Origin of the sequence: Alteromonas sp. BMJM2 (assembly GCF_027257845.1) — a bacterium.
Lineage (GTDB): Bacteria > Pseudomonadota > Gammaproteobacteria > Enterobacterales > Alteromonadaceae > Alteromonas.
In genome coordinates this window covers 13353-31145 of sequence record NZ_JAPVOT010000025.1, presented here as the reverse complement: position 1 = coordinate 31145, position 17793 = coordinate 13353, and the positions used below count along the sequence as shown (strand labels likewise).

At 44.5% G+C, this 17793-nt stretch carries 13 protein-coding genes; 11 read left to right on the top strand and 2 right to left on the bottom strand.

Going from position 1 to position 17793, the window contains the following annotated elements:
• Positions 1-147 precede the first annotated feature (147 nt).
• From O9X84_RS17680 to purF, 9 genes are all read left to right on the top strand, one after another.
• Positions 148-1341 carry a 4-phosphoerythronate dehydrogenase gene (locus tag O9X84_RS17680; RefSeq protein WP_269521002.1) on the top strand — a complete coding sequence of 398 codons (1194 nt, stop codon included), beginning with the start codon at positions 148-150 and terminating at the stop codon, positions 1339-1341.
• Between the two features lie 146 nt (positions 1342-1487).
• Entirely contained in the window at positions 1488-2504 is a 1017-nt protein-coding gene (locus tag O9X84_RS17675; RefSeq protein ID WP_269521001.1) for an aspartate-semialdehyde dehydrogenase, read from the top strand.
• 551 nt (positions 2505-3055) lie between these two features.
• Positions 3056-6883 carry a FimV/HubP family polar landmark protein gene (locus O9X84_RS17670; RefSeq protein ID WP_269521000.1) on the top strand — a complete coding sequence of 1276 codons (3828 nt, stop codon included), beginning with the start codon at positions 3056-3058 and terminating at the stop codon, positions 6881-6883.
• A gap of 104 nt (positions 6884-6987) precedes the next feature.
• Entirely contained in the window at positions 6988-7779 is a 792-nt protein-coding gene (gene truA, locus O9X84_RS17665; RefSeq protein WP_269520999.1) for a tRNA pseudouridine(38-40) synthase TruA, read from the top strand.
• A 328-nt stretch (positions 7780-8107) separates the two neighbouring features.
• Complete coding sequence (gene accD, locus O9X84_RS17660; RefSeq protein WP_269520998.1) at positions 8108-8953, top strand: acetyl-CoA carboxylase, carboxyltransferase subunit beta; 846 nt, start codon at positions 8108-8110, stop codon at positions 8951-8953.
• The gene (folC, locus tag O9X84_RS17655; protein ID WP_269520997.1) at positions 8953-10254 is read left to right on the top strand and encodes a bifunctional tetrahydrofolate synthase/dihydrofolate synthase; all 1302 of its coding nucleotides are present in this window, start codon (positions 8953-8955) and stop codon (positions 10252-10254) included. The genes accD and folC overlap by 1 nt, the downstream gene beginning before the upstream one ends.
• A gap of 64 nt (positions 10255-10318) precedes the next feature.
• The gene (locus tag O9X84_RS17650) at positions 10319-10945 is read left to right on the top strand and encodes an SPOR domain-containing protein (protein ID WP_269520996.1); all 627 of its coding nucleotides are present in this window, start codon (positions 10319-10321) and stop codon (positions 10943-10945) included.
• Positions 10946-11109: 164 nt separating this feature from the next.
• The gene (locus tag O9X84_RS17645; RefSeq protein ID WP_269520995.1) at positions 11110-11598 is read left to right on the top strand and encodes a CvpA family protein; all 489 of its coding nucleotides are present in this window, start codon (positions 11110-11112) and stop codon (positions 11596-11598) included.
• Between the two features lie 14 nt (positions 11599-11612).
• Positions 11613-13133 carry an amidophosphoribosyltransferase gene (purF, locus tag O9X84_RS17640; protein ID WP_032096729.1) on the top strand — a complete coding sequence of 507 codons (1521 nt, stop codon included), beginning with the start codon at positions 11613-11615 and terminating at the stop codon, positions 13131-13133.
• A 251-nt stretch (positions 13134-13384) separates the two neighbouring features.
• On the opposite strand, the gene O9X84_RS17635 is transcribed toward purF, so the two are convergent.
• Entirely contained in the window at positions 13385-13984 is a 600-nt protein-coding gene (locus O9X84_RS17635; RefSeq protein WP_269520994.1) for a Yip1 family protein, read from the bottom strand.
• Between the two features lie 553 nt (positions 13985-14537).
• On the bottom strand, positions 14538-15320 hold the full coding sequence (gene miaE / locus O9X84_RS17630) for a tRNA isopentenyl-2-thiomethyl-A-37 hydroxylase MiaE (protein WP_269520993.1): 783 nt from the start codon (positions 15318-15320) through the stop codon (positions 14538-14540).
• Between the two features lie 180 nt (positions 15321-15500).
• Here miaE and O9X84_RS17625 point away from each other — a divergent pair, with 180 nt between their 5' ends.
• Together O9X84_RS17625 and O9X84_RS17620 are read left to right on the top strand one after the other, a co-directional pair.
• Entirely contained in the window at positions 15501-16085 is a 585-nt protein-coding gene (locus tag O9X84_RS17625) for an acyl carrier protein phosphodiesterase (protein ID WP_269520992.1), read from the top strand.
• A gap of 164 nt (positions 16086-16249) precedes the next feature.
• Positions 16250-17791 (top strand): S10 family peptidase, encoded by a 1542-nt coding sequence (locus O9X84_RS17620; protein WP_442864558.1) that lies wholly within the window; start codon positions 16250-16252, stop codon positions 17789-17791.
• Positions 17792-17793 lie beyond the last annotated feature (2 nt).

Here is a 17793-nt window from a genome sequence, read left to right as displayed (position 1 = left end):
CAACAAACGACCTTTTTCTGATTAAAGCAAGCCTGAAGAAAAATGTTCGATTAAAAAAACGCCTAGCGCACTCAGCGCAAAGCGTGAGCACAAGTTTACCCGTCTAATTGGGTTACTATCGCCCTATTTTGGGGTAAACTTGTGGCTATGAAAATACTTCTTGAAGACACTATCCCATTTGGCGAAAGCTACCTCCATAATGTAGGAGAGGTAAGCACCTACGCATGGCAAAATTTAGCGGCAAGCGACCTTGCTGATATCGATATTTTAGCCCTTCGCTCTACCACAAAGGTAACGCCTGAGCTGCTTAAAGATGCAAACAAACTTCAGTTTGTTACTACCGCCACCGCTGGAACCAATCACATCGATAAGGCCTGTTTAGACGCTAACAATATAGCGCACAGTTCAGCCGCTGGTTGCAATGCTGTGGCGGTTGCAGAATATGTTCTAAGCGTATTGCTGCATGCCCAAAAAAGCAAAAAGCTGGATTTATACTCGGCAACGGTAGGTATTGTGGGCGCAGGTAATGTGGGTACTGCACTTTCTGTATTGCTCGATGCTATCGGCGTGCGTTACAAGCTGTGCGATCCGCCGCTTCAAGAAGCAGGAGATAAAAGAGCGTTTGTAGGAATGGATGACATTGCCGGTTGCGATGTGATTACGCTGCACGTGCCGTTTGTACGTGGCGGGCCTTATCCAACGGGTAATTTGATTGATAGTACATTTTTACGTCTACTTAATGATCATCAGTTACTCATTAATGCCTGTCGCGGCGAAGTCATAGACGAACTCGCTTTGCACGCTCGTTTAGCGTCACCAAACGCACCAACCGTGGTACTTGATGTTTTTAATAACGAGCCTGCTATCGATACCCGTCTTTTCGAATGCTGCTGGTTTGTTACGCCGCATATAGCGGGTCATTCTGTTGAGGGTAAAGTACGCGGTACTCAGATGATATACGAGCAAATTTGCCACCGCACCGGCCAAAAAGCGACTAAGACACTGTCTGATTTCCTACAGTCAATTCCGCCTATCAGGGTTGCGTTACAACACCCAACGGCAACGTGTTTATCTGTTGAGGATTTAATTGATGTGTTTCACCGCATCTACGATATCTCAATTGACGACAAAGACATGAGACAGTCTTTAGAAAAAGTACAAATGGCAAACGATAATGCGCAAAGCGAAAACGTAAGCGCGCACTTTGCCGCATTACGAAAGCAGTATCGGGTGCGAAGAGAGTGCAGTGCGCACATATTAATAGTGCCAAATAACACCAGTAAGGAAATTATGAAAACCTTTGAATGCCTTGGGTTTTCTATACAGCTTGAGCAAGAATAGAGGCGTTTAATTCGAATTTATTGCAAAGCTGTACTACACACTTTAATTAACAGCAATGCTGATGAAAGTGTCGTTATACCCATAATTTAGACACCATATTACATGAACGCATAAAGCGTTTACCAAAATTAGGAGAAGAAAACATTATGTCGCAAGCGTTTGACGTTGCCGTTCTTGGCGCAACAGGTTTAGTGGGGCAAACGATGATTGAGCTATTGGAAGAGCGTGGCTTTCCGATTAACCGTTTATACCCTTTAGCTAGTAAACGCTCTGCAGGCAGCACAGTATCTTTTAAAGGCGAGGATATTGAAGTTGAAGATGCTGATGAATTCGATTGGTCACGTGTCCAATTTGGTTTTTTCTCAGCAGGCGGCAGCATATCAGCTAAATTTGCGCCGCTAGCGGCCGAAGAGGGCTGTATTGTTATCGACAATACCTCGGAATTTCGTTACGACCCCGATATTCCTTTAGTGGTGCCAGAGGTAAACGCACACGCTCTCGCTGATTTTCGCAATCGCAACATTATTGCTAATCCTAACTGCTCCACTATTCAGATGATGGTGGCGTTAAAGCCAATTCAAGACGCAGTGGGTATATCACGCATTAACGTATGCACATATCAATCGGTGTCTGGCGCAGGTAAAGACGCCATGGAAGAGCTAGCAAAGCAAACTGCTGGCCTTCTGAATGCTCGTGAAGTGAAACCCGATGCTTTTAGTCGTCAAATTGCGTTTAATGCTATTCCTCAAATAGATGCGTTCCAAGATAATGATTACACTAAAGAAGAAATGAAAATGGTGTGGGAAACGCAGAAAATAATGGGCGACAATAGCATTTTAGTGAACGCAACGGCAGTGCGTGTGCCTGTGTTTTACGGTCATGCTGAGGCTATCCATTTAGAAACGCATTCCCCCATTGATGCAGAGCAGGTTAAGCAGTTGCTTGCTGATGCACCAGGCGTAACCCTTTACGAAAGTGCAGAACAGTTTCCAACACAGGTTAGCAGTGCCAGCGGGAATGATATGGTGCATGTGGGGCGTATAAGAAATGATATTACGCATCCTTGCGGCCTAAACCTCTGGGTAGTGTCGGATAACATTCGAAAAGGTGCTGCTACAAACAGTATTCAGATAGCAGAAACGCTCATTCGCGACTATATGTAGCAGCACAGTGCTATCACAGGAACAGCACAGTAGCATCACAGTAACAGGGGGGCCGTAAGCGCTAGATAACGTTAGGCCCTAGATAGGCAGTTGTATCGGTAAGTAAATAATAAACATTTTTCACTACTTGCCGATATGACACTATGAGAAGTACTCGCTACTCGTTATACCGGTATGTTCCAAATTAGAATGTTCCAAGCGAGTGGTTTTGAACTGTCAGGTAAGAAAAGGGCACTCAGCACGCATTGAGTGAAAATACCGCTAAAACGGCACCGCTTACTAGATTGCCCTGGTTAACTGGTTTATAGTCTAAAGATTGGGCTTTTAAACTTGCGAAAATTAGTATTCAGTCAGACACTTAGCGAAGCCATTTGCTCTTTTTTGTATTAGGCAAATGACCAAGACAACATTTAGATCGCCATTCACTGTGAATGACGACCCGAAATTGAAAATAAAAATAAAAGCCAGCACGCTTTAGATAAGATAAGTTGGCGCAAAAATCCATCAACCTAAAAGGGTGGTAAAGACGCTTGAGGGCATATAGGACTGCTATGAAATTGCATTTGACGGGCTTACTCGTACTCACATTTTGTTTGTGTGCCCCTATCTCTTCAGTAAATGCGCAAGAAACAGCGACCTTATTGAAAGGACCGAAAGACGCTAGCGATCAATTCTCTGGCCTTGAATACGGTCCCATCGACTCTAACGATACGCTTTGGCGCATAGCCGAGCGCTACAGACAGAACAATAATCTTAGCGTGTATCAGGTTATGACAGCGATTTACGAGCTGAACCCCGATGCCTTTGAAAACGGTAACCTTAACCTGCTAGTTAATGGCGCAACGCTCAAACTTCCTTCAGAGCGTTACATAGCACGCATCAGTAAAGAGCAGGCCCAATTGCGCGCCGAGCAAGATGAGCGTGCCTTTGCTGAAGCCCTTAATAAACCGGGTAGCAGTGTCAAAAATATCAAACCGTCTTCACCACTTGTCAATCAAAACGACCTTTCACAAACGCAAACTGACATCGAGAAAAAAATAACGCGTTTAGATGCAGAACAAACCCGTCAGTTTGACGAGCTGCGCATGCAGTTCGCAGCGTCACTTGAAAACGTTCAAGAAATACTTAATGAAAACAGAAAATTATATGAACGGGTTGAAGCGGTAAACGGCGAACTTGAATCGTTAAGAGGGCAAGTAGAGGGCGACGTAAAAGAACAGCTAGACACGCAAGTGGCGTTACAGCAACAGCTGCTTGATATGATGAAAGCGGAGCAGGCGCAAAGAGCCGCCGAAAAACAAGACTCCCTTGTAAACAAGTTGATGAGCCCTATTAGCTTGCTAATAGGTACCGCGCTGCTGTCTTTGCTGTTAGTTGGGGGGCTTATTGCATGGCTGCTCAAGCGCAACAGTAAGCCTGAAGAATCGCCAATAGCACCGGAAAATACACTGAGCGACGATGACGATGTGCCTGTTCCCGACAGCGATTTAGGCGATCTTTCAAGCGCCCTTGCGCCCGACTTAGGTGACAGTAACGAACTCACTGACGACGACCTATTTAACGACGACGACTTGCTCGATGACGTATTAACATCAGACCTAGAAGAAAGCTTAGACGACGAGCTTGAAAACTTTGCCGACCTCGAAGACGATTTGTTGGTACCAGATGATGATACAGACGACTTATTCGAAGCGGGTGATGATGAGCTTGATCAAAGTGAACTAGACAGTCTATTCGATGATGACGATTTGTCTGACAAAGTGCTGAATGAAAATGAAACTGAAGGTTTAGACGGTATCGACTTATCTGAAGACGATGATCTGTTTAATGAAAGCAGCGACAGTGATGATGACTCTGATGATACAGAAGGTACTGACGCTGAAGACAGCACATCTTCTTCAGACGATGATTTTGATATTGACGATTTGTTAGATGATGTTCAAAGCCAGGCTTCAGCAGAAGAGGAGGTATCAGAAGAGGACTCATCAGAAGAAGTAGACCCTGACGATATATTAGACCTGTTCGGCGAAGACGACTCTTCCGCGAACGAAGATGTGGATGTAGATGACATAGATGCGCTGCTTGAAAACAGTGGGGGCGATGCATCACAAGACGATATTGACGATTTATTAGATAGTGCTACAGAAACGGCGTCACGACCTACTGTTGACGATGAAGACGAAAAGCCCGAAATCAGCATTGACGATCTGCTAGAAGAAAACGCGCCAGATACTTCACTGACTGACGAATTAGACAGCAAAGATGATCTCATTGATGAAGAAATGCTCGAAAAACTCGACGACGAGATACATCAACAAGACAAAGAAATAAATAAAATTACCGACGATTTACTCAATGAAATTGAGCAAATTGAAATGATGGGCGGGCTTGATGACGATGAAGACTTTGACGAGGACGAATTAGAAGAAGAAATTACAACAGCAGCACCTTCGCCTCAATCAATACAAAGCTTTGACTCTATTACTGACGATCTTGACGAAATTTTAAGTGATGATGTTGAAGATGAAGCGCTTGATGACAGTAGTCTAGAGAGTGACGACTTTGTAAATGATGATATTAAAGTCGACGATATAGAAAACGCCGACGATTTCTCAGACCCATTATCCGATGAGCTAATTGCCGAGCTACAAAGCGAAATGCCTGATGAGGATGAGTCTGATACAGAGAAGGCCGCCCCTCAAGAGGAAAACTTTAATGATTCGCTTTCTGATGACCTATTAGCAGAGCTAGAGGCAGAATTAGAGCCAGAGCCTGAAGACAATATAGAAAGCGAGGGCAACGATGAGGGCGAGCCGTACCCTGCCAACTTAGATGATGACGCTGCTTTTGAACAAGAAATAAGCGACCCGTTAACTGATGAATTGCTTGCAGAATTAGAATCTGAAAGCTCAAGCTCTGATGATATACAAGAGCCATCAGCCGAAGAAGAGCCCTCAGCGGAAAATGAGCCCTCAGCGGAAAATGAGCCTTCAGCGGAAGAAGAGCCATCAGCGGAACAAGAGCCTTCAGCGGAACAAGAGCCTTCAGCGGAACAAGAGCCTTCAGCGGAAGAAGAGCCTTCAGCGGAAGAAGAGCCTTCAGCGGAAGAAGAGCCTTCAGCGGAAGAAGAGCCATCAGCGGAAGAAGAGCCATCAGCGAAACAAGAGCCTTCACAAGACCCATTAGATGATGCGTTAAACGACTTCGAAAAAGACATGATGGACGATATTCCCTCATTTGGAGACCCAGAGCCTGATTCAACCGAGCCCGATTCAACAGAAAGTGAGCCTGCTGAGCCTGAAGGAACCGAATCCGAGTCTTCAAAAGAGCAGGACGAAAATGACTATGACGATAGTATTCTTGATGATGCATTCGACGACGTAGACGCGTTTTCGCTGGAGCAAGAAATTGATGGCGAAGAGCCAAATAAAAACAAAGAGTCTGAACTTCAGCAACAACCTGAACAACAAGAGCAATCAAACGACTCAGCTGACTCAGAAAAAAGCGATGACAATATTAACGAGCTGGGCGATGTGCCTGGTCTTGATGATTGGCTGTCTGGTGAAAGTGATGGCGATATTGAAGATGAAGAGATTTTCGATGAATTAGATAGTGCCGAGTTTGACGAATTACTTGAAAGCTTAGAGGCAGATATTCCTGCAGATTCGAATACTGATCAAAACAGTGAACAATCTGGTGATGCATCACAAGAATCACAGAGCCAACCAGTTTCTAAGGCAGCACAGGATGGTCCTAGTACCGATGAATCAACCGGCGAGCCAGCAGAAGAAGACGATACATTCGCGCTGGATGATGACGCTTTAGACCTCGAGGGTGATGAATTTGAGTTAGAGAGTGCATTTGAATTAGATGATGATGACAGCGAGCTGGATGACCTATCATTGCCTGATATCGACATCGATGATATTGGCGAAAATGATAGCTCAGAAGATTCTTCGCTAGAAGCGATAGATCAGGGAAATAAAGAAGCGCTAAAGTTAGACAATCCAGATCTTGATTTAGAAGCGCTGCTCAGTGATGTGCCCTCTATTGAGATGGGTGGCGATAACAAAGAAACTGAAGACTTTTTAGATGTGGAAGCCCTTATGGATGACGGGGATGATGCAACATTCACTGACCCTGATAGTCAGCCTCTTGATTTAGACGTCAGTCTATCTGACTTTACAGGCGTTAGCGATACAGATTCCGTTATCGATATTGATAGAGATGCGGGACAAAACGCGAACCTAGATTTAGCGCGTGCTTATCTTGAAATGGATGATGTAGAAGCAGCAAAGGAGCTTTTAGAAGAAGTCATGCGAGAGGGAAACGAAGAACAAAAGCAGGAAGCTGACACTATCTTGAAGTCCATCGACTAACTGCTTGTTACGTGCCGCGTGAAGGCGTGTTAAGTGTCATAGGATTGCATGTTAAGTGCCATATGACTACACTTAGCGGCTTTTAGTTAAGAGGTAGCAAAATCATGGGGCGAATTGCTTTAGGGATTGAATACGACGGTGCTGCTGTTTTTGGTTGGCAACGCCAACGAGAAGTGCCCAGTGTCCAAGAGCATCTTGAAAAAGCCTTATCAAAAGTGGCTAATCAGCCAATTCAAGTTCAGTGTGCAGGTAGAACCGATGCCGGTGTGCACGCCACAGGGCAGGTGGTTCATTTCGACTGCGATGTCTCTCGCGCTGAACGCGCTTGGACTCTAGGTGTTAACGCCAACTTGCCAGACTCTATCGCCGTAACTTGGGCACAAGATGTCGATGATAATTTTCATGCTCGCTTTTCTGCTACACACCGCCGCTACAGGTACATTATCCACAACAATAAAGTGCGACCGGCAATACTGAATCACGGTGTAACTCACGTTCACAAGCCGTTAGATGCTGCAAAAATGCATGAGGCTGCTCAAGCGTTACTCGGCGAGCAAGACTTCACGTCTTTTAGAGCTTCTCTGTGCCAAAGCAAAACCCCCTTTAGAAACGTAACAAATGTGGATGTCTATCGACAGGGGCGCTATGTCATTATTGATATAAAGGCGAATGCTTTCTTACATCACATGGTGCGCAATATTACCGGCTCGCTGGTTGAAATTGGGGCAGGGGAACAACCTGTTGAATGGATCAAGGAATTATTAGCACTAAAAGACAGAAGCAAGGCAGCCTCTACGGCAAAGCCCAATGGTCTCTATCTTGTAGATGTGACTTATCCCGATGAACATAGGCTTCCCAAAGGGCCGCTTGGTCCACTATTCTTGCCGGAAAGCTAACGTTAGAACCTTATGCATAATTCTAGCGCTGAAGCCTAGGACCAAGGCACAAAGCTCAAGCTCACATTTAGCGTTATAATGCCACACTATAAGCTGACTGCTTAAATACAGCTACCACACAATCAAAACTGGTCCGAGCTAACTTCTTAGACCAGTTTTGTTTTTTCCATTTCGTTGTATTGTGGTCTAATAGCGCGCTATATTAGATAGCTGCTTTTTCAGGTTACGCATTTTTTCTTGTAACATTGTCAAAGACATAAATTAATGTATTGCTGGTACTCAAGATTAAAAACAAATACCGGCAGTCTAAACAAAGGATTCAATTTCCATGAGCTGGATTCAAAAAATACTTCCGCGCACGCAAACTTCAACGAAGGGCAATGTACCTGAGGGGATTTGGACGAAGTGTGGCTCTTGCCAGGCGGTATTGTACAAAACTGAATTAGAAAAATTACAAGAAGTCTGCCCTAAGTGCGACCACCATATGCGCATTACCGCCCGCCGCCGTCTTGATGCGTTTTTAGATGAGGGCGACCGTGTTGAACTTGGGGCTGAGCATGAACCGCAAGACTTATTGAAATTTAAAGATTCAAAGCGTTATAAAGACCGTATTGCCGCGGCGCAGAAATCGACTAATGAAAAAGACGCCTTAGTGGTTATGCAAGGAAAAGTGAAAGGCATGCCTGTTGTAGTAGCGTGTTTTGAATTTGCTTTTATGGGAGGCTCAATGGCCTCAGTAGTTGGTGCGCGGTTTGTTGCCGCAGTGAATGCGTGCCTCGAAAACAATACTCCGCTTATTTGTTTCTCTGCTAGTGGCGGTGCGCGTATGCAAGAAGCCCTTATGTCGCTAATGCAAATGGCGAAAACCTCTGCTGCACTGGCCAAAATGAGTAAGAAAGGTTTGCCATATATATCAGTACTTACTGACCCAACAATGGGCGGTGTATCTGCAAGTTTAGCCATGCTGGGTGACGTCAACGTTGCCGAGCCTAAAGCCTTAATTGGTTTTGCGGGTCCTCGCGTTATTGAACAAACCGTTCGTGAAAAACTTCCTGAAGGGTTTCAGCGCAGTGAATTTCTCGTGGAAAAAGGCGCAATCGATATGATTGTTGACCGCAGAGATATGCGTGATAAATTACACGGCTTGTTGACCAAGTTGCATTACAAAAATTAGTGAATAACGAAAACAATAAAAACATCGGCTCAGAGCAAACGCCACCTGGTGATAAAAAAAGCCTGGGCCAATGGCTATCCTACCTAGAATCAATTCATCCTAGCGCCATTGATATGGGGTTAGAAAGAGTGAAGGACGTGGCAAACGCCATGTTGCTTAACCTTAGTGAATCGCTTGTCATTACCGTTGCCGGTACCAATGGCAAGGGCACAACATGCCGTCTTCTCGAACAGTCGTTGCTGTCCCAGGGAAAAACGGTAGCAGTGTACAGTTCTCCCCACCTTATTGATTATTGTGAGCGCGTTCGTATTAATGGTGAACTTGCCCAACAGCAAGCTTTTGTTGATGCGTTTGAATTTATAGAAAATGCAAGGGGCGACATAACACTCACTTACTTCGAGTTTAGCACCCTTGCCGCAATGAAAATGATGCAAGATTGGCAGGTGGATATCGCCATATTAGAAGTAGGCTTGGGTGGAAGGCTAGACGCCACAAATATTATCGACCCCGATTTAGCTGTGATTACCACCATTGACCTCGACCACCAAGATTGGCTTGGCAATACGCGTGAAAAAATAGCTCGTGAGAAAGCGGGTATAATGCGGTTAAACGGCAATGCAGTTATCGGGGATTTGTTCCCACCGTCAACATTGTATGACGTTGTCGATGAGTTACAGGTGAACGCTCGCTGGGCAACAAAAGATTTCACCGCTGCTGTAGAAGCCGATCATAGTGAATGGCAGTGGAAAGGGGCAAAGCATACTTTTGCAAAGCTTCCTTACCCGAATATTCCGCTTCAAAATGCCAGCACTGCATTAGCGGCCCTGGAAATGCTTGGTTTATTACCCGACGCTACTTCATTGCAAGGTATTTTGCGCAACACAACCATGCCGGGGCGTCAGCAACAAATAAGCGAGCAACCTCTTGTGGTAGTAGATGTGGCGCATAACCCTCAAGCCACAGCGTCAATGCAAGAGTGGCTATCTCGGTATAAGGTCGATAAGTATCGCGTTGTGGTAGGGATGTTGAAAGACAAATCAATCGCTGAAACGCTAGCACCCTTATCGTCACTCAATGCTTCTTGGTACGTTGCAAGTACCCAAGGTTTTAGGGGCTGTGAAGCGCAGGTTCTTGAAAATGCCCTTGTGAATGCCGGCACAACCATAGAGAATATAGCCACATACAACAATGTTACCCTAGCTTATGAAAGTGCACTTGCAGATTATCAAGCAAATGAGCTTATTTTAGTGTTTGGATCATTTGTTACCGTGGCAGAAGTGCTTGTAAAGCAAAGCCAATAAATCGCGAATTCGCCCTTTCAATTGTTAAAGGGAACGGGCGCAGTCATTCAAGCAGGAGACAGCAGTGACATCGGCATTAAAGAATAGATTGGTAGGAACCATTATCATAGTGGCCCTTGCCGTTATTTTCTTACCTGACTTTCTCGATGGCAAAAAACAGACGAACCGAGAGCCTTTCGTTTCAGTGCCTGCAAAGCCACCGATAAAGCCAATAGTAGAGCCTGAGCCATTTCCTTCTGAGCGCGTTGCACGAGCCGCCGTACCAGAAGTAGAAGTTGAAGAAGCCGAAGCACTGGATGATGTATATGAGTCCCAAGAGACGGCAGAGTTGCCGGCCTACGAATTGCAAGCAAGCGAAGACACTCAACCATCATCTTCTTTGCCTGAGCCTAAAGACGAACTTGCCAGCCAAACTGTAGTAGAAGCTAGTAATAAGCTGGCCGAAGAAGACGCTGGGTGGGTTATTCAATTAGGCAGCTTCAGACACGAAAAGAATGTAAAGAGCCTATTGTCCAAGCTTGAGCGTGCTGGCTATCGCGCATTTAGCCGTAAAATACAAACCAGTTCTGGTTTGCTGAATAAAGTATTTATTGGTCCGGATTTAGACAAACAAAAGCTCGAGTCGGCCCTGCCGCATTTAAAGGAACTCACAAATCTGAAGGGCAAGGTTACGACCTTCAAAGTAGAATAACCTGAAAATTAAAGGCGCGTTTTTGTACTAATGGAAGAGCTAATTTGTCACAGACTGTTTACTACAGACTAGTAATATTTTCGGCTTCTGTTAGAATGCGCGCCATCTCGCCAACGGCATTTTGTCTAGCATAGTTTAGGCAACATCAACGCAATAAAGAGACAATGAACTGGGTTGACTTCACCATATTGGGTATCATTGCGGTATCGACTTTAATAAGCCTTATTAGAGGGTTTGTTAAAGAAGCCATTTCGCTAGTGGTGTGGTTTTCTGCACTCTTCATTTCGAGCAATTTTTACGCCGACCTTGCCATTTACTTTACTGCCATTGACGATCCTTACATTAAAAATGGTGCTGCGATAGCGGCATTATTTGTTTCTACACTTATACTAGGTGGCATGGTTAATTATGTGTTTAATCAGCTAGTAAAAGCCACAGGCTTATCAGGCACCGATCGTGCGCTAGGCATTGTATTTGGCGCATTGCGCGGTGTTCTCATTGTTAGCGCTTTACTCTTTTTTATGGATACCTTCACTGGTGCAGCAAGCGCACTGTGGTGGCAGGCGTCGGTACTTATTCCTGAGTTTGGTGTCATTATTGAGTGGTTCTTCACATATGTGAAAGGCTCATCCAGTTTCTTAAATCCCGTTTAAAATAGGTAACGCACATGTGTGGTATTGTCGGAATAGTTGGTAAAACCCCCGTAGCTCAGTCTCTTTATGACGGCTTAACGGTTATTCAGCACCGCGGGCAGGATGCTGCGGGTATAATGACTATCGATCAGAATATGTTTAACCTGCGCAAGGCCAATGGCTTGGTGCGAGACGTTTTCCACACCCGCCATATGAAGCGTTTAACCGGCAACATGGGTATTGGGCATGTTAGATACCCAACAGCGGGAACATCAAGTTCAGCAGAGGCACAGCCTTTCTATGTTAACTCACCGTTTGGAATAGCCTTCGCCCATAACGGTAACCTAACCAATGCCCACGACCTTCAGCAGGAAGTGTTCCGCATTGCCCGTCGCCATATCAATACCACGTCAGACTCTGAGCTACTGCTCAATATCTTAGCCCATGAATTACAGCAAGTTGCTGGCTTAAGCGTAAGTGCCGAGCATATTTTTGAAGTGGTCACAAAGGTACATAAGAAAATTCGCGGTGCTTATGCGGTGGTTGCAGCCATCATCGGACAGGGTATTGTTGCTTTCCGTGACCCCCACGGCATTCGCCCCCTTGCGTTAGGTAAGCGCATGACAGAAGTGGGCGAAGAGTGGATGGTTGCCTCTGAAAGTGTCGCTATTGATGCAGTAGGCTTTCAGTTTGTTCGCGACGTTTCGCCAGGTGAAGCTGTATTTATCACCGAAGAAGGCCAGTTGCATACTCGTCAGTGTGCAGAAAACCCAATCACCTCTCCCTGTATTTTTGAGTTTGTATATTTTGCGCGCCCCGACAGCTTTATCGACGGCATTTCCGTTTATGCGTCACGTGTAAATATGGGCCGAAAACTCGGTGAAAAGATTAAGCGTGAATGGTCTGATTTGGATATTGACGTAGTAATCCCAATTCCTGAAACGTCGATGGATGTAGCGCTGCAAATTGCTACTACCCTTGATTTACCTTACAGACAAGGTTTTGTGAAAAACCGCTATATTGGCCGTACTTTTATAATGCCTGGTCAAACGCTACGTAAAAAGTCGGTTCGCCGTAAGCTAAACGCTATATCCTCTGAGTTTAAAGGCAAAAGCGTACTGCTAGTCGATGACTCCATTGTTCGCGGCACTACGTCAGGCCAGATTATTGAGATGGCAAGAGAGTCGGGTGCTAAAAAAGTGTATTTTGCTTCGGCAGCGCCAGAAATTCGCTTCCCTAATGTGTACGGCATAGATATGCCATCAGCTAACGAGCTCATTGCCTATGGGCGTGAGATTGATCAAATAGCAGACTTGATCCAGGCAGATGGCCTTATCTTTCAAGACATATCAGACCTAGTAGAAGCGGTTCGTGAAGAAAATGAAAGTATTCAGCGTTTTGAAACATCAGTGTTTGACGGAAACTATATTACCGCAGATATTGACCAAGAATATTTAGAGCGAATTGACATGTCTCGCGGCGAAAAATCGAATCAAGCGCCTACTATGCAGGCTGAGCTTAGCAATTTAGATGTTCACAATATGGATTCTAACTAATCAGTGGGCTAACGAGTACTTTCGTGAATACTGTATTGCAGACTTGTTTATAGTATTGTGAAGGCCATTGTGCAGAGATGATCCTCTGAAAAAAACATTAAAAATGCCGCTTTAAAAGCGGCATTTTTGTGTTTATGGCTAATTCGATAACGTCTTTTCACCTAAGCTTTATAGCGGATTAAATTAACCAAAAATAGCGTACACAGGGTTAACCTCAAAGCGCTAGCCTCAAATCTGCTAATATCAGTAAGCTAGTGAATAAAAACAGGCCCGCCTGATAATCCCCATACTAACACCGAACCAGTCATTAGTATTACTAACAGTACAAGGCCGCAGGTTACCACCGAGCTAGAGTAGATAAAGCCCTTATCTTCGTGCATATGCATAAGAATAGGTACGCCAGAATAAAGCAAATAAACCGAGTAGCTAATACCCACTAACAGTGCCGTCATCACCACCCATAATTCGGGGTAAAGACCAGCTAGGCCTACCATAAATAGGGGAGTGGCTGTGTAAGCGGCAAGTTCAAGTGATTGTGTATAGGTAGGCGAGCTGTCAAACGCTTTTGCAAGCTCATGAATTAAAAGCGCCAAAGCAACTACCCCTGCGATTAAACCGAAGTACATACCTATGCCCATCATAATAGCGCTGTTTTCGCTAAGTCTTATAACGTCGCCGGCACCAATACTCCAGCCAGTATGGGCACTTGAATAATAAGCGACAACAGAAGGAATAAGTGCAATAAATGCAATATGGGTAAGCGCGTAAAAATAGTTTTCGTGTTTAGTATCAATTGTCTGCCACTCTTCTCTTGGATGAGTGTAGATACCGATGAGGTGATTGAGAATCATAGTCCCTGCCTTCTTAACAACGTTATTAGTATAAAAACGAACGAGTGTATTGTTTTGGCAGTGAGGTTTGACCCTAAAGTGAATGCAGTATAGCGGACACAGTAAAGTGATCTCGGTAAGGCAAACACAGCGGTTTATTGATATGTAAACCAGTGACCGCCTGTTATTGACTCAAAATACATAAAGCGTGCTTGCTGTTTCTCAAGTTTTGAAATCTTTAGCTTCCAAGTTCTCGAGTTTTCCAGCTTTCGAAGCTGTAAGTTCCAAACTTGCAGTTTTCTAACTTACATTGGCGCTTACATAAGAACTTATATAAGAACTTACATAAGAACTTAATTTAGCACGCTGCTAACTGCCGTTAACAATATTTTTACAATTTTAGTGTGCAGTAAGATCACACGGGCGTCAATGAATATTGACTAAATAATCATCTGTTTGGTGGGGGCGGCAATAACGCCGCCAAATTCAAAGTATCGTTGTAAGTAAAGGCACAGGTACAGCTACTGGTTTAAGCGCGGGGGCAGAGTATCACCAGTAAAGATCAGCAATGATGTTAGGCCGCGGCAGGCATTCCAGAATGGAAGCGAAGCTCAGAGTCTTCGCTTTCAATAAGCTGCTTTTCAACATCGCCGAAAAGTGAAACCCGCTCGGTAATGTCCACGGGCGAAATCGCCGCGGCAAGGGTCAAATAGTCCTCAAAATGACGGGCTTCGGAGCGTAATAACGACACATAGAATTTGCCTAGCTCATCAGACACATGTGGAGCAAGCTTGGCAAAACGCTCACAAGAGCGCGCTTCAATGTAAGCGCCGCAAATTAGCTTATCCACTAACTTTTCAGGCTCGTAGGTACGAACGTGTTTAAGCAACCCGTTAGCGTAGCGACTAGAGGTTACCGATTTATACTCATACCCAAGGCGATGCATTATCTCAAGTACTTGATAAAAATGGTGCAGCTCTTCTTTAATCAACATGACCATCTTATCCAACATGTCTTTTTTAACGTTGTCTAAGCCATCAACATTGAACACGCTCTTTGACAAATGCTTTGTGTTTAGAGACTGCCAGTCGCCAACGTGTCTATACGTAAAGTCTTCATAAGGTTTAAGCCAGCCTAATAGTACTTTACTGGTTTCTTCATCTGCTACATAGCGGCGAAGCAAGTACATTGCGCTCTGGGCAGCTTTTAACTCACAAATTAAGTGGTCGGTAAGTAGCATACGAAGGTTCTCTTCTTTCTTTGCTTCATCTAACCATGCGTCTGGCGTATTACATTGCAAAAATGCGTTTACTGGCTCAAGGAGAGAAGATATTTCTGAAGATGATATTGCAGACATTAATGTACTTACCTGATGAAATGACGTGAAAACTGTTACGATTAGCACTCTTGTAATAATGCTGGATGCATGTACTGACAGCGTAAGCGCTGACGACTTGGCAGCGTTGCTGACCATTCATTGCAAATTTTACCTGATGGCCCCTGTTACACACAACCGAAATAAGAACCAAACGACATTATGAATTATTTAGCTCATCTTTTTCTCGCTAAACCAACGGCAGATTCCCAATTTGGTAATTTGCTAGGCGACTTTCGTCGGGGAGTCGATGTCACTTCTTTCTCATCGGATGTGCGGCGGGGGCTTGAGAATCATTATGCAGTGGACAAATTCACTGACCAACACGACTTAGTAAAAGAAGCGAAAACACTCTTTCATCAAAGCAGACGTCGATACGCTCCCGTCGCAATTGATATCTATTTTGATCACCTGTTAATTAAACATTGGTCTCGTTTTTCTGACCAGTCATTTTCATCATTTTGCTCTCAGCGATTTGAACTGCTAGAAACGCGGCTGCCGCAAATGCCACGCACAATGCAGCATAGCGTTGGCCATATGATCACTCATAACTGGTTCGACGATTACGCAAGAGAAGAGGGAATTGCTAAGGCCATTACGGTGGTAGCAAAACGCATTCGCTTTAAAAACGACTTTCATAAAAGTGTGGATGATATTGCAAGCAATAAAGCTAAATTAGAGAGTGTGTTTCTTTCGTTTCTTCCTGAGCTTATTGAGCATGTTAATGAAAAGGCGATAGAAAATTAATCGCCCGTTGCGGAATCGCCCTCTCTGCCAGTATATGTGTGAATAAGCCTATACAGAGGTATATCGACTAATTTCGTTAACTTATCGTTCTAATTAGAGAGATTGAGCTGCGAGGGTTATAGTGATTGTGTCGATAATCCAAACAAAAAGAAGCGTGTATGAAAATGACAATATCCTACTCAAACACTTGTAAAACAGCAGCGTCGTATTGTCTGCTGTTTCTTTCATTATTTACGTTTAACGCTATTGCACAAGAACACGACCGTGCTATCGAAATAGACAGTAAAGTCGTTACCGAACATGAGACAAAAATTTTAGGCAAGCGCGTTAAATACAGCGCGACCACTGGCACCCAGCCAGTATGGAATGATAAGGATGAAGCGGTTGCAACGCTTTTCTATACTTACTACAAGCGCACTGATGTAAAAGATGATGCCAAAAGACCCCTGATCATTTCATTTAACGGCGGGCCTGGCTCGGCGTCAGTATGGATGCATGTGGCGTATACTGGGCCTCGTATTCTTAATATTGACGATGAAGGCTATCCAGTTCAACCTTATGGCGTGCAAACCAACCCATACTCAGTATTAGATGCCGCTGACATTGTGTTTGTTAACCCGGTTAATACAGGCTATAGCAGAGTATTGCCTAATGCCGAGGGCAAAATGCCGTCACAGGAAGAGCAGAAAAAAATGTTCTTCGGCGTTAATGCCGATATTAGCTACTTGGCAGATTGGGTAAATACCTTCGTTACCAGAAACAATCGCTGGCGCTCTCCTAAATACCTCATCGGCGAAAGCTACGGTACTACGCGGGTGTCAGGCCTTGCACTTGAGTTACAAGAACGCCAGTGGATGTATCTAAATGGCGTTATTTTAGTTTCTCCAACTGATATTGGCATTGAACGAAACGGCCCGGTAAAAGCCGCTAACCGCTTACCGTATTTTGCCGCTGCAGCGTGGTACCACAATAAGCTTGATTCAGAGCTTCAAAGCAAGGACCTGCTTGAATTACTGCCAGAAGTAGAAGACTTTACTATTAACAAGCTAATACCGGCATTAGCGAAAGGCGGCTTCATCGAGCCAGAAGAGAAGCGCAAAGTGTTGGCAAAAATGGCCCGTTACTCTGGGTTAAGTGAAGACGCCGTTTCTCAGAATAATTTAGATGTGAGTACCGCGTTTTTCTGGAAAGAGTTGCTGCGCGACGAAGGCAAAACCCTTGGCAGACTAGACAGTCGTTATTTAGGTATTGATGCGAAGCAAAGTGGTGATAGACCAGACTACTGGGCCGAACTGACTTCTTGGTTGCATTCGTTTACGCCAGCTATTAATTACTACCTTCGCGAGGAATTGGCGTATAAAACTGACATAAAATACAACTTGTTTGGTCCTGTTCATCCGTGGGACAGAAGTAATAATAATACAGGAAGTAATTTGCGCCTTGCGATGGCTCAAAACCCCTATTTAAACGTGATGATTCAAGCTGGTTATTACGATGGTGCGACCAACTATTTTGATGCCAAATACACCATGTGGCAGCTAGATAACAGCGGTGCAATGAAAGACCGTTTAAGTTTTAAAGGGTATAGAAGTGGGCATATGATGTACCTTCGTCGTGATGACTTGAAAACATCGAATCAAGATTTACGGGAGTTCATTAAAAACAGTACGCCTGGTGAAGGTATGCCTGCTATGTATAAACGGTAAGT

Coding starts and splice junctions, on each gene's coding strand:
- purF (WP_032096729.1), top strand. CDS start 11,613: ATGTGTGGTATTGTCGGAATAGTTGGTAAAACCCCCGTAGCTCAGTCT.
- truA (WP_269520999.1), top strand. CDS start 6,988: ATGGGGCGAATTGCTTTAGGGATTGAATACGACGGTGCTGCTGTTTTT.
- O9X84_RS17670 (WP_269521000.1), top strand. CDS start 3,056: ATGAAATTGCATTTGACGGGCTTACTCGTACTCACATTTTGTTTGTGT.
- O9X84_RS17645 (WP_269520995.1), top strand. CDS start 11,110: ATGAACTGGGTTGACTTCACCATATTGGGTATCATTGCGGTATCGACT.
- O9X84_RS17625 (WP_269520992.1), top strand. CDS start 15,501: ATGAATTATTTAGCTCATCTTTTTCTCGCTAAACCAACGGCAGATTCC.
- accD (WP_269520998.1), top strand. CDS start 8,108: ATGAGCTGGATTCAAAAAATACTTCCGCGCACGCAAACTTCAACGAAG.
- O9X84_RS17620 (WP_442864558.1), top strand. CDS start 16,250: ATGACAATATCCTACTCAAACACTTGTAAAACAGCAGCGTCGTATTGT.
- O9X84_RS17680 (WP_269521002.1), top strand. CDS start 148: ATGAAAATACTTCTTGAAGACACTATCCCATTTGGCGAAAGCTACCTC.
- O9X84_RS17675 (WP_269521001.1), top strand. CDS start 1,488: ATGTCGCAAGCGTTTGACGTTGCCGTTCTTGGCGCAACAGGTTTAGTG.
- miaE (WP_269520993.1), bottom strand. CDS start 15,320: ATGTCTGCAATATCATCTTCAGAAATATCTTCTCTCCTTGAGCCAGTA.
- O9X84_RS17635 (WP_269520994.1), bottom strand. CDS start 13,984: ATGATTCTCAATCACCTCATCGGTATCTACACTCATCCAAGAGAAGAG.